The sequence below is a fragment of the Pseudomonas saponiphila genome (genome assembly GCF_900105185.1).
GTDB classification, from domain to species: Bacteria; Pseudomonadota; Gammaproteobacteria; order Pseudomonadales; family Pseudomonadaceae; genus Aquipseudomonas; species Aquipseudomonas saponiphila.
In genome coordinates this window covers 1,482,132-1,497,113 of record NZ_FNTJ01000002.1, presented here as the reverse complement: position 1 = coordinate 1,497,113, position 14,982 = coordinate 1,482,132, and the positions used below count along the sequence as shown (strand labels likewise).

The 14,982-nt window shown below is 63.5% G+C and carries 10 protein-coding genes; all 10 read left to right on the top strand.

Going from position 1 to position 14,982, the window contains the following annotated elements; genetic code table 11:
* Positions 1 to 290: 290 nt before the first annotated feature.
* The gene (gene yaaA, locus BLV47_RS28665) at positions 291 to 1,070 is read left to right on the top strand and encodes a peroxide stress protein YaaA (protein ID WP_092319800.1); all 780 of its coding nucleotides are present in this window, start codon (positions 291 to 293) and stop codon (positions 1,068 to 1,070) included.
* Between the two features lie 813 nt (positions 1,071 to 1,883).
* Positions 1,884 to 3,200, top strand: a complete 1,317-nt coding sequence (locus tag BLV47_RS28660; protein ID WP_092319798.1) for a nucleotide sugar dehydrogenase — start codon at positions 1,884 to 1,886, stop codon at positions 3,198 to 3,200.
* A gap of 94 nt (positions 3,201 to 3,294) precedes the next feature.
* On the top strand, positions 3,295 to 4,776 hold the full coding sequence (gene alg8, locus BLV47_RS28655) for a mannuronan synthase (RefSeq protein WP_092319796.1): 1,482 nt from the start codon (positions 3,295 to 3,297) through the stop codon (positions 4,774 to 4,776).
* Between the two features lie 34 nt (positions 4,777 to 4,810).
* Complete coding sequence (locus BLV47_RS28650; protein ID WP_092319794.1) at positions 4,811 to 5,980, top strand: alginate biosynthesis protein Alg44; 1,170 nt, start codon at positions 4,811 to 4,813, stop codon at positions 5,978 to 5,980.
* Between the two features lie 9 nt (positions 5,981 to 5,989).
* Positions 5,990 to 7,495, top strand: coding sequence for an alginate biosynthesis TPR repeat lipoprotein AlgK (algK, locus tag BLV47_RS28645; protein WP_092319792.1), 1,506 nt, complete (start codon positions 5,990 to 5,992; stop codon positions 7,493 to 7,495).
* Positions 7,492 to 9,012, top strand: a complete 1,521-nt coding sequence (locus tag BLV47_RS28640) for an alginate export family protein (RefSeq protein ID WP_092319790.1) — start codon at positions 7,492 to 7,494, stop codon at positions 9,010 to 9,012. Before algK ends, BLV47_RS28640 begins: the two co-directional genes overlap by 4 nt.
* Positions 9,012 to 10,625 carry a mannuronan 5-epimerase AlgG gene (algG, locus tag BLV47_RS28635; RefSeq protein ID WP_425272198.1) on the top strand — a complete coding sequence of 538 codons (1,614 nt, stop codon included), beginning with the start codon at positions 9,012 to 9,014 and terminating at the stop codon, positions 10,623 to 10,625. Before BLV47_RS28640 ends, algG begins: the two co-directional genes overlap by 1 nt.
* Positions 10,626 to 10,636: 11 nt before the next feature.
* The gene (locus tag BLV47_RS28630; protein ID WP_092319787.1) at positions 10,637 to 12,097 is read left to right on the top strand and encodes an alginate O-acetyltransferase; all 1,461 of its coding nucleotides are present in this window, start codon (positions 10,637 to 10,639) and stop codon (positions 12,095 to 12,097) included.
* A gap of 8 nt (positions 12,098 to 12,105) precedes the next feature.
* Entirely contained in the window at positions 12,106 to 13,221 is a 1,116-nt protein-coding gene (locus BLV47_RS28625) for a mannuronate-specific alginate lyase (RefSeq protein WP_092319785.1), read from the top strand.
* Positions 13,222 to 13,417: 196 nt separating this feature from the next.
* Positions 13,418 to 14,977: an MBOAT family O-acyltransferase gene (locus BLV47_RS28620; protein ID WP_092319783.1), complete on the top strand. Its 1,560-nt coding sequence runs from the start codon at positions 13,418 to 13,420 to the stop codon at positions 14,975 to 14,977.
* The last annotated feature ends 5 nt before the right edge of the window (positions 14,978 to 14,982 follow it).

Genomic DNA, 14,982 nt, shown 5'->3' with positions numbered 1-14,982 from the left:
GGGATGCCTCCAGAACAAAACCCGCGCGGCACTATAGCCGATCCGCCGGGCAACAAAGGCATCCCTGTGGCGAGCGAGCTTGCTCGCGCTGGGTCGCGAAGCGGCCCCAATACAACCCCACCCGATCCATCAGCAATAACCCGTGGGCCCTGTTGGGAGCGCTGCGCACTCCAGCGGGAGCAAGCTCCCTCGCCACAGCGGGCATCAGCCATGCGTCAGCTATCGCCTTGATAGGTGGAGTCCCGGCGCCCGAGCCCCTAGAATCCCCCGACGCTTAAAGGAGACGCCCCATGCTGATGGTGATTTCACCCGCCAAGACCCTCGATTACGAAACGCCGCCGGTCATCCAGCGCTTTACCCAGCCGCAATACCTCGACCACTCCCAGGAACTGATCCAGCAACTGCGGGAACTGAGCCCGGCGCAGATCAGCGAACTGATGCACGTGTCGGACAAGATCGGCGGCCTGAATGCCGCGCGCTTCGGCAGCTGGACACCGGCCTTCACCCCAGACAATGCCAAGCAGGCGCTGCTGGCGTTCAAGGGCGACGTCTACACCGGACTCAACGCCGAAACCTTGAGCGAAGCGGACTTCGACTACGCCCAGCAGCACCTGCGCATGCTCTCCGGCCTCTACGGCCTGCTGCGCCCCCTGGACCTGATGCAGCCCTACCGCCTGGAAATGGGCACCAAGCTGGCCAATGCCCGGGGCAAGGACCTGTACGCCTTCTGGGGCACCCGCATCAGTGAATGGCTGAACGAGGCCCTGGCCGAGCAAGGCGACGACCTGCTGCTGAACCTGGCTTCCAACGAGTACTTCTCGGCGGTCAAGCGCACGGCCCTGAACGCGCGGATCATCAACACCGAGTTCAAGGACCTGAAGAACGGCCAGTACAAGATCATCAGCTTCTACGCCAAGAAGGCCCGGGGCCTGATGAGCCGTTTCGTCATCCAGGAACGCATCAACGACCCCGCCCAGCTCAAGCAATTCGACGTCCAGGGCTACCGCTTCAGCGCGGAGCACTCCAAGGCCGACAACCTGGTATTCCTGCGCGACCACGCAACGGAATAAAGCGTTCCCCTGCCGCGCTCGTTGCCACCTGGCGAGCGCGCCAGAATGTGATCACCCGCACATTCCCCGCCTTCAATAAGCCATTTTTTTGGCACCATAGAACTTTCCGCGTTTTCCATAACTTTTCTTTCACTCGACAAGAGTGATTTTTTTCAGTAGTGGCACCACTTTTTTTATTCGGTAGTGGCACAAAACTATCTCCTCAGTTCAACTCCCCACAACTAAAGGCCCAAACCTTAAGTGCTATCAATTTGAAAGCAGTGCCATCTTTCTCAATATTTCGAGAAATTTCGCAAAACAGGATGAGCGGGCCGGAACTATGCCCGCAGACACCGCTCATACCACCGGTAACGATTCTCAACGAGTTTGTAAGAGATGACTTACACCGACTCAAGACAAACTAATCAAGTTGCAAAATTGGTTTGACCAATGAGTCACAAACATTAACTAAAGGGTAAACAACAGGAGATAAGGCACCACAACTATCCCCTAACGAGCCAAGGAACAGCTGGCCTTCAAGGACCGTGAAAATCAACTGAAAAGCCCGCAATACGCGGCTTTCAGCCATCCAAAGGATTGCGGATGGTTTTTCTCGCGAACCCTGCAGCAGGAGCCGCCGGCAACAATCAAGGGCAAATCAGAACAACAAGGATCGGTTGCGCACACTTGAGTGCACTTATTCAGACACTCGGAAATTAGTCTGCCTGCACGCGGCACTACAACGTACTTCGTTGTACTTCCGAGTGCGCAAAAACAGCTGGCAAACATTAACTCCGGCCATCTAATGGCGTGAATAACACAGAGGTAAATGCGATGCGCATCAGCATATTCGGTTTGGGTTACGTCGGCGCAGTCTGTGCCGGTTGCCTGTCCGCACGGGGCCATGAAGTGGTTGGCGTAGATATTTCGAAAGAGAAGATCGACCTGATCAACGCCGGTAAATCGCCGATTGTTGAACCGGGTCTGGGTGAACTTCTGGCGCAAGGCATCCAGACCGCTCGTCTGCGCGGCACCACCAATTTCGCCGAAGCCATCCGTGATACCGACCTATCGATGATCTGCGTCGGCACCCCGAGCAAGAAGAACGGCGACCTGGAACTGGACTACATCGAATCGGTGTGCCGCGAGATCGGTTTCGTCCTGCGCGACAAGACCACCCGCCACACCATCGTGGTGCGCAGCACGGTGCTGCCGGGCACGGTGAAGAACGTGGTGATCCCGATTCTCGAAGACTGCTCGGGCAAGCAGGCCGGGGTGGATTTCGGCGTCGCGGTGAACCCCGAGTTCCTGCGCGAAAGCACCGCGATCAAGGACTACGACTTCCCGCCCATGACCGTGATCGGCCAGTTCGACCAGGCCTCCGGCGATGTGCTGCAAGCGCTGTACGAAGAGCTCGACGCGCCGATCATCCGCAAGGACATCGAAGTCGCCGAGATGATCAAGTACACCTGCAACGTCTGGCACGCGACCAAGGTCACCTTCGCCAACGAGATCGGCAACATCGCCAAGGCCGTGGGCGTCGACGGCCGTGAAGTGATGGACGTGGTCTGCCAGGACAAGACCCTCAACCTGTCCCAGTACTACATGCGCCCGGGCTTCGCCTTCGGCGGCTCCTGCCTGCCCAAGGACGTGCGCGCCCTGACCTACCGCGCCGGCGCCCTGGACGTCGAGGCGCCGCTGCTCAACTCGCTGATGCGCAGCAACGAATCCCAGGTACAGAACGCCTTCGACATCGTCGAAAGCCACGACAAGCGCAAGGTCGCCCTGCTCGGCCTGAGCTTCAAGGCCGGCACCGACGACCTGCGCGAGAGCCCGCTGGTGGAACTGGCGGAAATGCTCATCGGCAAGGGCTTCGACCTGAGCATCTACGACAGCAACGTCGAATACGCCCGGGTCCACGGCGCCAACCGCGACTACATCGAGTCGAAGATCCCCCACGTCTCATCCCTGCTCAATTCGGACTTCGACGCCGTGATCGATAACTCCGACCTGATCATCCTCGGCAACCGCGACGAGAAGTTCCGCGCCCTGGCCGAAGACGTGCCCCACGGCAAGCAGGTCATCGACCTGGTGGGCTTCATGTCCAAGGCCACCAGCGCCAATGGCCGTACCGAAGGCATCTGCTGGTAAGGCAGCGGCAAGCTTCGAGACTCCAGCCGCAAGTGAGAGCACCGCGCTTGAAGCTTGCGGCTTGGAGCTTGCAACTGATTTTAGGACTTCGATTATGCACAGGCTAAAGCACGGCCTGCTTCAGGCCGCCGGTTGGCTGTTTTACTTGAGTTTGCTGATGGGCATGGCCTTGCTGCTGCCCGCGTCGACTTTCGACTCGCAATCCAAGGACTTCATTTTCCTGATTGGCGCCGTGGGCATCTGGCGCTACTCCATGGGCGCCACGCACTTCGTGCGCGGCATGCTGTTTCTCTACGTGGTCTACCCGCACCTGCGGCGCAAGGTACGCAAGCTCGGCAGCGCGGCCGATCCGTCCCACGTGTTCCTGATGGTCACCAGCTTTCGCATCGACGCGCTGACCACCGCCCAGGTCTACGGCTCGGTGATCCGCGAAGCCATCGACTGCGGCTTCCCCACCACCGTGGTCTGCTCGATCGTGGAAATGTCCGACGAGTTGCTGGTGAAAAGCCTGTGGGCGCGGATGAATCCGCCGCAGCGGGTCAAGCTGGACTTCGTGCGCATTCCCGGCACCGGCAAGCGTGACGGCCTGGCCTTCGGTTTCCGCGCCATCTCCCGGCACCTGCCGGACAACCGCGCGGTGGTGGCGGTGATCGATGGCGACACCGTGCTCGGCGAAGGCGTGGTGCGCAAGACCGTGCCCTGGTTCCAACTGTTCGACAACGTCGGCGGCCTGACCACCAACGAATTCTGCGAAGTGCGCGGCGGCTACGTGATGAGCCAATGGCACAAGCTGCGCTTCGCCCAGCGCCACATCAACATGTGCTCCATGGCCCTGTCCAAACGCGTGCTGACCATGACCGGACGCATGTCGGTATTTCGCGCCACCGTGGTCACCGACCCCGACTTCATCGCCGACGTCGAAAGCGACTCCCTGCAGCACTGGCGCCTGGGCCGCTTCAAGTTCCTCACCGGCGACGACAAGTCCAGCTGGTACAGCCTGATGCGTCTGGGCTACGACACCTTCTACGTGCCCGACGCGGCGATCAACACCGTGGAACACCCGCCGGAGAAGAGCTTCATCAAGGCCAGCCGCAAGCTGATGTTCCGCTGGTACGGCAACAACCTGCGGCAGAACGCCCGGGCCCTGGGGCTGGGGATCAAACGCCTGGGGCTGTTCACCAGCGTGGTGCTGTTCGACCAGCGGGTGTCGATGTGGACCTCGCTGCTGGGCCTGACCGTGGCCATCATCGCCAGCGTCAAGTACGGCACCGCCTTCATCCTCGCCTACCTGCTGTGGATCGGTATCACCCGCCTGATCCTGACCCTGCTGCTGTCCTGTTCGGGGCACCGCATCGGCCCGGCCTACCCGCTGATTCTCTATTACAACCAGATCGTCGGCGCGCTGGTGAAGATCTACGTGTTCTTCCGCCTCGACCAGCAATCCTGGACCCGCCAGGACACCAAGCTGACCCGCGATCTGGCCAGTTTTCAACGTTGGTTCAACACCTGGTCGTCTCGAACCATGACCTTCTCCGCCGGCAGCGTGTTCGTCGCCGCCCTGCTGCTGATGGTCTGAACCGCCTGCCCGAATTGATTAGGAAATCGACTCTATGAACACCGCCGTGAACGTCAACGTAGTGCATGAATCCGAAGCCCAGCGCCAGCACGCCCGGGTCAAGATCCCGGCCAAGCTGCGCTTCTTCGGGACCGAAGCCAAACCGCTGGAAGTGCGGATCCACGATCTCTCCGCCGGCGGCCTGAGCTTCAACGCCGGGCAGCAGATGCTGAGCATCGGCTCGGTGCACAAGGGCCGCCTGCAGTTCGTCATCGACAACCTCGGCCTGGCCATGGACGTGGAGCTGCAGATCCGCTCCTTCGACCGCCAGAGCGGCCGCGTCGGCTGCCAGTTCCAGAACCTGGAACCCCAGGACATCTCCACCCTGCGCCACCTGATCACCTCGCACCTAGCCGGCGACATCGTCAGCATGGGCGACGTGCTCGCCACCCTGCAGCGCGACAACTTCACCAAGGCGCGCAAGACCAAGGACAGCGGCAGTGGCATGACCCCACTGGGCCGGCTGCGGGCGGTAACCTTCAGCGCCGGGATCTTCATCGTTGGCCTGGCCGCCTTCGGCTTCGTGCTCAAGTCGGTGTACGGCATGACCTTCGTCAGCCACGCCCAGGCCGGGCTGGTCAACGTGCCGGGGATGAACGTCACCATGCCCCGCGATGGCACCGTGCAAAGCCTGGTGCAGGTCGATGGCGCCGTGGCCAAGGGCGCGCCCCTGGCCAGCTTCAGCACCAGCATGCTCGACGTGCTCAAGGGCCACCTGGACGAAAACCAGCTGCAACCGGCCAAGGTCGAGGAACTGTTCGGCAAGCAGATGACCGGCACCCTGACCTCCCCCTGCGACTGCACCGTGGCCCAGCAACGGGTGGCCGACGGTCAGTACGCGAGCAAGGGCGACGTGATCTTCCAACTGGTGCCCCGCAACAGCCAGGCCAACGTCGAGGCGCGCTTCTCCTATCGCCAGTTCGGCGACGTGCGCCCGGGCACCCAGGTCAACTTCCAGATCGCCGGCGAGGATGAAGTACGCACCGGCACCATCGTCAGCAGCACCAGCCTCAACAGCGATGACCTGTCCTCCGACATCCGCGTGCAGATCAAGCCCGACGCGCCCCTGAGCAGCGCCTTCGCCGGGCGCCCGGTGGAAGTCAGCAGCGACCGCGGTCCCTCGCTGAACTGGCTGATCGACAAAGCCATGGCCGCCGGTCTCTGAGCGGAGGACATGCCTGTGACTAGCCTTTTCATTGGCGAGTGCTGCGCACTCGATCGCGAGCAAGCTGGCTCCTACCAGAACACCGCCGCCCCCCGTAGGAGCGAGCTTGCTCGCGAAAGCGCTCAAGGCCGCCGCCACCTGGCCCTGTGCTCACTGGCGCTGGCCGTGACCCTGGCCGGTTGCGCCGGCCTGCCGGACCAGCGCCTGGCCAACCAAGCCCTGAAGCGCGGCGACACCGCCCTGGCCCAGCAGAACTACCGCCAGCTGGCGGACCTGGGCTACAGCGAGGCGCAAGTGGGCCTGGCGGACATCCAGGTGGAAAGCCGCGACCCGGCGCAGATCAAGCAGGCCGAGGCCACCTACCGCGCCGCCGCCGACACTTCGCCCCGGGCCCAGGCGCGCCTGGGCCGGCTGCTGGTGGCCAAGCCCGGTGCCACCGAAGCCGAGCAGCACGAAGCCGAGGGCCTGTTGAAAAAAGCCTTTGCCCAGGGCGAAGGCAACACCCTGATCCCCCTGGCGATGCTGTACCTGCAATACCCCCACAGCTTCCCCAACATCAACGCCCAGCAGCAGATCAGCCAATGGCGCAGCGCCGGCTACCCGGAAGCCGGCCTGGCGCAAGTCCTGCTGTATCGCACCCAGGGCAGCTACGACCAGCACCTGGACCAGGTGGAAAGCATCTGCAAGGCCGCCCTCAACAGCACCGACATCTGCTACGTCGAGCTGGCCACCGTCTACCAGAAGCGCGGCCAGCCAGAACAACAGGCCGAACTGATCAAGCAACTGCAGGCCGGCTACAGCCGCGGCGCCGTCAGCGCCCAGCGGGTCGACAGCGTGGCCCGGGTGCTGGGCGATGCCAGCCTCGGCAAGCCGGACGAAAAGACCGCCCAGGCCCTGCTGGAACAAGTGGCCCCGGGCTACCCGGCGTCCTGGGTCAGCCTGGCGCAACTGCTCTACGACTTCCCCGAACTGGGGGACGTCGAGAAGATGCTGGAATACCTGGAAAACGGCCGCGCCGCCGACCAGCCCCGGGCCGAACTGCTGCTGGGCAAGCTCTACTACGAAGGCAAATGGGTGCCGGCCGATGCCAAGGTGGCCGAGGCGCACTTCCAGAAAGCCGTGGGCCGCGAAGTCGCCGCCGATTACTACCTGGGGCAGATCTACCGCCGTGGCTACCTGGGCCAGGTGTACCCGCAAAAAGCCCTGGACCACCTGTTGACCGCCGCGCGCAACGGCCAGAACAGCGCCGATTTCGCCATTGCCCAACTGTTTTCCCAGGGCCGCGGCACCCAGCCCAATCCGGTCAACGCCTACGTCTTCAGCCAGCTGGCCAAGGTCCAGGACACGCCCCAGGCCAACGAACTGGCCCAGCAGGTTGAAGAGCAATTGCCCCCCGGCCAGCGCGCCGAAGCCCAGCGCCTGCTGCAACAGGAACAAGCGGTGCGTGGCGCCCTGACCCAGAACACGCTGCAACTGCACGCCCTGCAGGAAGAAGACGGCGAGGAATCCCTATGACACTCAAGCTTGCACTCACCACTGCTGTCCCTGGACGTTTCAGCCTGTCGAAACTGGGCATGGCCCTGGGTTTTGCCATGCTCGGGTCCACTCCGGCCCTGGCCGCCCTCAGCGACACCCAGAACTTCGGCCTGGAAGTGAAGATCACCGGCCAGTCCGAGGACGACCGCGACCTGGGCACCCAGCGCGGTGGCGACGTCAACGGCGTCGGCCTCGACCTGCGGCCCTGGGTCTATGGCGAAAGCGGCAACTGGAGCGCCTACGCCATGGGCCAGGCGGTGACGTCCAGCGACGTGATCGAAACCGACACCCTGCAAACCTCCGGCGACGACGCCAGCCAGCAGTCCGGCAACGACGACCGCAAGACCAAGAAGAGCTACCTGGCGATGCGCGAGTTCTGGATCGGCTACAGCGGCTTCACCGCCTACCCCGGCGAGCAGTTGAAGTTCGGTCGCCAGCGCCTGCGCAACGACGACGGGCAATGGCGCGACACCAACATCGAGGCACTGAACTGGACCTTCGACACCACCCTGCTGCGGGCCAACGTCGGCGCCGCCGAGCGCTTCAGCGAATACCGCACCGACCTCAAGAAGCTGGCGCCCGAGGACAAGGACCGCCTGCACCTGTACGCCGACGCCGCCTACCAGTGGACGCCCGGCCAGTGGGTCGGCATCCGCGCCCACCACACCCACGACGACGGCAAGCTCGACTACGCCCAGCCCGGCGTGGCCAGCGACCCGCTGGACAAGAAGCACAACGGCGACCTGACCTGGCTCGGCCTGGAAGCCAACAGCGACGCCTACAACTTTCGCAACACCAACACCGTCAACTACTGGGCCAGCCTCACCGGCATGCGCGGCGACCGCGACACCGTCAACCCGCTGAACGCCGACGGCAGCCGCCCGGCCCAGGCCAAGCGCGGTGACCACCTCGATGGCTGGGCCACCGACCTGGGGGTGCGCCTGCGCCTGGACCCGAACTGGCAAGTGGGCGCCGCCTATGCCCGGGCCAGCGCCGAATACGAGCAGAACGGCCTGCAGAGCAACCGCTCCAACTACACCGGCACCCGTTCCCGGGTGCACCGCTTCGGCGAAGCCTTCCGTGGCGAAATGAACAACACCCAGACCGCCACCCTGTTCGGCTCCTGGCAACTGCGCGAGGACTACGACGCCAGCCTGGTCTACCACAAGTTCTGGCGCGTGGACGGCAACAAGCCGGTGGGCAGCAACGGCATCAATGCCGTGGACAACCAGTACGACGACGCCAGCGGCGCCCTGCTCAGTAGCACTTCGCTGCCCTTGCAGGACGGCAAGAAAGACCTCGGCCAGGAGCTGGACCTGGTGGTCACCAAGTACTTCAAGCAAGGCCTGCTGCCCGCGGCCCTGAGCCAGTCGATCGACGAACCTTCGGCCCTGGTGCGGTTTCGCGGTGGCGTGTTCAAGCCCGGCGACGCCTACGGCAAAGAGGTCGACTCCTACATGCACCGCGCCTTCATCGACGTGATCTGGCGCTTCTGATGCGCACCGCCAAAGGAGTGCCCGACATGCATGCCAACCACCACAGCCCGCGTGGCCAAGGCTCCCTGAGCCTGCTGGCCGGCGCCCTGCTGCTGGCCAGCAGCGCCGCCTTCGCCAATGTCGAGACGGCCAAGGCGCCGATCATCGCCAAGGGCCTGCAACAGGCCAAGACCTACACCGTCAGCAGCGCGCCCACCGAGCCCCTGGCCCTGGCCAAGCCGACCCTGCCGGACCTGTCAGGCTACACCGCCGAAGCCGTCGCGGCGAAAATCGTGCGCAGCCAGCCGGGCAAGATCAGCGTGCGCCGGATGATGCAGGAAGACGCCCTGAAGGACTTCATCGGCGGCGACAACAAGATGGCCGAATGGGTGGTGCGCCAGCACGGCATCCCCCAGGCGATCTTCATCGATGACGGCTACGTCAACCTCAAGGAACTGGCGCGCAAGCTGCCCAAGCAGTACCTCAGCGAGACGGCGCCCGGGGTCTACCTGGCCCGCGTGCCAATCGTCGTCGGTCGCCACGGCATCCTCGAAATCGACCAGCAGACCCGGGAGCTGCGCCTGTCCCAGGAAGGCGGCGCGTTCCTGGTCAACGACGGCCAGCTGTTCGTGCGTGACAGCAAAGTCACCGGCTGGCGCGAGCAGGACAACGGCCCGGCAACCTTCCGTTCACCCAAGGAGTTCCGCCCGTTCCTGCTGGCCTGGGGCGGCACCCAGACCTACATCGTCAACAGCCAGATGGCCAGCTTCGGCTACGCCAACTCCAAGTCCTACGGGGTGAGCATTTCCCAGTACACGCCGAACATGGCCAAGGTGCTCAAGCGTCCCGAGCCCACCGGCTGGATCATCGGCTCGACCTTCTCCGACATGTGGTACGGCTTCTACTGCTACGAAACCCGGGATTTTGTGCTCAAGGGCAACACCTACAAGGACAACATCGTCTACGGCATCGACCCCCACGACCGTTCCCACCGCCTGATCATTGCCGACAACACCGTCCACGGGACCAAGAAGAAGCACGGCATCATCATTTCCCGGGAGGTGAACGACAGCTTCATCTTCAACAACCGCAGCTACGACAACCACCTCTCGGGGCTGGTGATCGACCGCAACAGCGTCAACAACCTGATCGCCTACAACGAGATCTACCGCAACCACAGCGACGGCATCACCCTCTACGAGAGTGCCGACAACCTGATCTACGCCAACAAGGTGATCAGCAACCGCCGCCACGGCATCCGCATTCGCAACAGCGTGAACATCCGCCTGTACGAAAACATCGCCATGGCCAACGGCCTGAGCGGGGTCTACGGCCACATCAAGGACCTGTCCGACACCGACCGCGACATCAAGCTCGACCCGTTCGATGCCCAGGTTTCGCTGATCGTGGTCGGCGGCGAGCTGGCGGCCAACGGCAGCGGGCCGATGTCCATCGACTCGCCCCTGAGCGTGGAGCTGTACCGGGTGTCGATGCTGGCGCCGACCAAAAGCAGCGGCATCAGCTTCTCCGGGGTCCTGGGCGAGCGCCAGGATGAAATTCTCGACCTGCTGGTGCGCCAGCAGAAGGCCGTGCTGATCGACCCCGTCGAACGCCAGACCGAAATGCGCGATTGAGGATGACTTGCATGCACCCACACCTGATCAAACTCCTGGGCCTGTCGGCCCTGACCGCGGGGCTTCTCGCCGCCAGCGCCGGCGCCCGTGCCGATGCGGCCAACGCGCCGAGCGCCGCGCCCAGCTTCAAGGCCGAGCCCTGCTGCAACCTGTGCCCGGCCGCCCACGACGCGAAGAACTACGTGACCCGCTACCAGCAGAACTTCACCACCCTGGTGCAAGCCCAGGGCGACTGGCTGTTCCGCACCCAGGAAGACCTGCGCACCGAATTCGACACCACGCCCGAAGGCTACCGCCGCCTCAAGCAGCTGCACCAAGCCTTCAAGAGCAAGGGCGTGGAACTGGTACTGGTCTATCAGCCGACTCGCGGCCTGGTGAACCGCAACAAACTCAACCCGGAACAAAAAGCCCGCTTCGACTACGACAAGGCGCTGAACAACTACAAGGCCATGCTCGGGCGCTTTGCGCAGATGGGCTACGTGGTGCCGGACCTGTCACCGCTGACCAACGAACAACTGCCCGAAACCCTGCCGGCCCACGATTTCTACTTCCGCGGCGACCAGCACTGGACCCCTTACGGCGCCCAGCGCACGGCGCAGATCGTCGCCGACAAGGTCAAGCAGCTGCCGGCCTTCGCCGACATTCCGCGACGTGAATTCGAGACTCACAAATCCGGGCGCATGGGCAAGACCGGCACCCTGCACAACATGGCCGGCCAGCTGTGCGGCACCAGCTACGCCATCCAGTACATGGACCAGTTCACCACCGAGCCCAAGGGCGAGGCCGGCGACGGCGACCTGTTCGGAGATTCCGGCAACCCGCAGATCACCCTGGTGGGCACCAGCCACAGCGGCAAGAACTACAACTTCGCCGGCTTCCTCGAAGAGGCCATCGGTGCCGACATTCTCAACGTCGCCTTCCCCGGCGGCGGCCTGGAAGGCTCCATGCTGCAGTACCTGGGCAGCGACGAGTTCCAGAAGAGCCCGCCGAAGATCCTGATCTGGGAATTCTCGCCGCTGTACCGCCTGGACCAGGAAACCATCTACCGGCAGATGATGGCCCTGCTGGACAACGGCTGCGAAGGCAAGGATACGCAGATGAACGCCAGCACCACCCTCAAGCCGGGCAAGAACGAACTGCTGGTCAACAGCAAGAACCTGGATCTGCGCAACAGCGGCCATCAGGTCGACATCCGTTTCGCCGACCCTTCGGTGAAAACCCTGCAAGCCACCCTCTGGTACATGAACGGCCGCCACGAGGACATCAAGATCGAGAAACCGGAAACATCCGACACCGATGGGCGCTTCGCCTTCGAACTGCGCACCGATGAAGACTGGGCCTCGCAGAACCTGCTGGCGGTTGAAGTCCAGGGCCCGGAAGCGGGCAGCGCCGGGCAGAAGGTCGAGGCAAGAGTCTGCAAACGCAACGTGTTCCCGAGCGCCGAGCAACGCACCGCGCAGATCGGGCAATGAGGTTACCTATGCCAAGCACACACCTGAAACACTGGTTGCTCCCCAGCCTGCTGGGGCTGGCCATGGTCACCGGCAGCGCCCAGGCCGCCGCGCCGCTGCGCCCGCCCCAGGGTTATTACGCCCCGGTGGACAAGTTCAAGAGCAGCGACCACAGCGAAGGCTGCGACGCCATGCCCACGCCCTACACCGGCGCCCTGCAGTTTCGCAGCAAGTACGAAGGCTCGGACAAGGCCCGGGCCACCCTCAATGTGCAGTCCGAACAGGCCTTTCGCGACACCACCGCGGACATCACCAAGATCGAGCGCGGCACCAGCAAGCGGGTCATGCAGTTCATGCGCGACGGCCGCCCGGAACAACTGGACTGCACCCTGGCCTGGCTCAGCGCCTGGGCCCAGGCCGACGCGCTGATGTCCAAGGACTTCAACCACACCGGCAAGTCGATGCGCAAATGGGCCCTGGGCAGCATGGCCTCGGCCTACCTGCGACTGAAGTTCTCCGACTCCCACCCCCTGGCCACCCACCAGGAGCAGGCGCAGAAGATCGAGGCCTGGTTCAGCAAGCTGGCCGACCAGGTGATCAGCGACTGGGACAACCTGCCCCTGGACAAGACCAACAACCACTCCTACTGGGCCGCCTGGTCGGTGATGGCCACCGCCGTGGCCACCAACCGCCGCGACCTGTTCGATTGGGCGGTCAAGGAATACAAGGTCGGCGCCAACCAGGTCGACGCCGACGGCTACCTGCCCAACGAGCTCAAGCGCCAGCAACGGGCCCTGGCCTACCACAACTACGCCCTGCCGCCACTGGCGATGATCGCCAGCTTCGCCCAGGTCAACGGCGTCGACCTGCGCCAGGAGAACAACAGCGCGCTCAAGCGCCTGGGCGAACGGGTGCTGGCCGGGGTCAAGGACCCGGACACCTTCGAGCAGAAGAACGGCAAGGCCCAGGACATGACCGACCTCAAGGTCGACTCCAAATTCGCCTGGCTGGAACCCTACTGCAGCCTCTACACCTGCGCCCCGGAAGTACTGGCGCGCAAGCACAAGATGCAGCCGTTCAAGACCTTCCGCCTGGGGGGCGACCTGACCAAGGTCTACGACCCGGCCCATGAAAAAGGCTCCTGATTTGCAACACCCCACTGTAGGAGCTGGCTTGCCAGCGAAGGGGCCCTCAAGGACTCCGTCACATCCAAGGACGCCTTCGCCGGCAAGCCGGCTCCTACAGAAGACGCACTACAGGCAATACCGCCTCCCCGTTTTTCACGGGGGGGGTTGGGGGGGCTCCGGCCTCTGACTATTGGTTAAACATGGAGAGATCGGGATGGTTTTCTCATCCAATGTGTTCCTGTTCCTGTTCCTGCCGATCTTTCTCGGCTTGTACTACTTGAGCGGGCAACGCTATCGCAACCTGCTGCTGCTGATCGCCAGCTACGTGTTCTATGCCTGGTGGCGGGTGGACTTCCTGGCGCTGTTCGCCGGCGTCACCCTGTGGAACTACTGGATCGGCCTGAAAGTCGGCGCCGCCGGTGTTCGCACCCAACCTGCCCAGCGCTGGCTGCTGCTGGGGGTGGCGGTGGACCTGGGCATCCTCGGCTACTTCAAGTACGCCAACTTCGGCGTCGACAGCCTCAACGCCATCATGACTTCCATGGGCCTGGAACCCTTCATCCTGACCCACGTGCTGTTGCCGATCGGTATCTCGTTCTACATCTTCGAGTCCATCAGCTACATCATCGACGTCTACCGGGGCGACACCCCGGCCACCCGCAACCTGATCGACTTCGCGGCGTTCGTGGCGATCTTCCCGCACCTGATCGCCGGTCCCGTGCTGCGCTTTCGCGACCTGGCAGACCAGTTCAACAATCGCACCCACACCCTGGACAAGTTCTCCGAAGGCTGCACCCGCTTCATGCAGGGCTTCATCAAGAAGGTGTTCATCGCCGACACCCTGGCGGTGGTCGCCGACCATTGCTTCGCCCTGCAGAACCCCACCACGGGGGATGCCTGGCTCGGCGCCCTGGCCTACACCGCGCAGCTGTACTTCGACTTCTCCGGCTACAGCGACATGGCCATCGGCCTGGGCTTGATGATGGGGTTCCGCTTCATGGAGAACTTCAAGCAGCCCTATATCAGCCAGTCCATCACCGAGTTCTGGCGGCGCTGGCACATCAGCCTCTCCACCTGGCTGCGGGACTACCTGTACATCACCCTGGGAGGCAACCGCAAAGGCACCCTGATCACCTACCGCAACCTGTTCCTGACCATGCTCCTGGGCGGCCTGTGGCACGGCGCCAACTTCACCTACATCGTCTGGGGCGCCTGGCACGGCATGTGGCTGGCCATCGAAAAGGCCCTGGGCATCAACACCACCCCACGCAGCCTGAACCCGTTGCGCTGGGCCCTGACCTTCCTGCTGGTGGTGATGGGCTGGGTGATCTTCCGCGCCGAAAACCTGCACGTGGCCGGGCGCATGTACGGCGCCATGTTCAGCTTTGGCGACTGGTCGTTGTCGGAACTCAACCGCGCCAGCCTCACCGGCCTGCAAGTGGCGACCCTGGTCCTGGCCTACGCCACCCTGGCGTTCTTCGGCCTGCGTGACCTGTACCGCAACCCGGCGCCGGTCAAGGCCAAGCCCGACACCCCGGCCGATGGTCCGGCCACGGCCCAGCCCGGCCTGATCAAGGCGGTCCCTGGCGACACCCCCGGCAGCCTCCACCAGCCGGGCTACATCGTCGGCCGCGAGGCCCAGGTGCAACCGGCCTACTGGACGGCCGACTGGTCGCGCTACGCCATGCGCGCCCTGGTGCTGCTGCTGTTCGTGGCCTCGATTCTCAAACTCTCGGCGCAAAGCTTCTCGCCGTTCCTTTACTTCCAGTTCTGAGGGAT

What these genes read in the sequence shown, in the direction of transcription:
- yaaA (WP_092319800.1), top strand. Translation starts at nt 291, where the DNA reads ATGCTGATGGTGATTTCACCCGCCAAGACCCTCGATTACGAAACGCCG.
- BLV47_RS28660 (WP_092319798.1), top strand. Translation starts at nt 1,884, where the DNA reads ATGCGCATCAGCATATTCGGTTTGGGTTACGTCGGCGCAGTCTGTGCC.
- alg8 (WP_092319796.1), top strand. Translation starts at nt 3,295, where the DNA reads ATGCACAGGCTAAAGCACGGCCTGCTTCAGGCCGCCGGTTGGCTGTTT.
- BLV47_RS28650 (WP_092319794.1), top strand. Translation starts at nt 4,811, where the DNA reads ATGAACACCGCCGTGAACGTCAACGTAGTGCATGAATCCGAAGCCCAG.
- algK (WP_092319792.1), top strand. Translation starts at nt 5,990, where the DNA reads ATGCCTGTGACTAGCCTTTTCATTGGCGAGTGCTGCGCACTCGATCGC.
- BLV47_RS28640 (WP_092319790.1), top strand. Translation starts at nt 7,492, where the DNA reads ATGACACTCAAGCTTGCACTCACCACTGCTGTCCCTGGACGTTTCAGC.
- algG (WP_425272198.1), top strand. Translation starts at nt 9,012, where the DNA reads ATGCGCACCGCCAAAGGAGTGCCCGACATGCATGCCAACCACCACAGC.
- BLV47_RS28630 (WP_092319787.1), top strand. Translation starts at nt 10,637, where the DNA reads ATGCACCCACACCTGATCAAACTCCTGGGCCTGTCGGCCCTGACCGCG.
- BLV47_RS28625 (WP_092319785.1), top strand. Translation starts at nt 12,106, where the DNA reads ATGCCAAGCACACACCTGAAACACTGGTTGCTCCCCAGCCTGCTGGGG.
- BLV47_RS28620 (WP_092319783.1), top strand. Translation starts at nt 13,418, where the DNA reads ATGGTTTTCTCATCCAATGTGTTCCTGTTCCTGTTCCTGCCGATCTTT.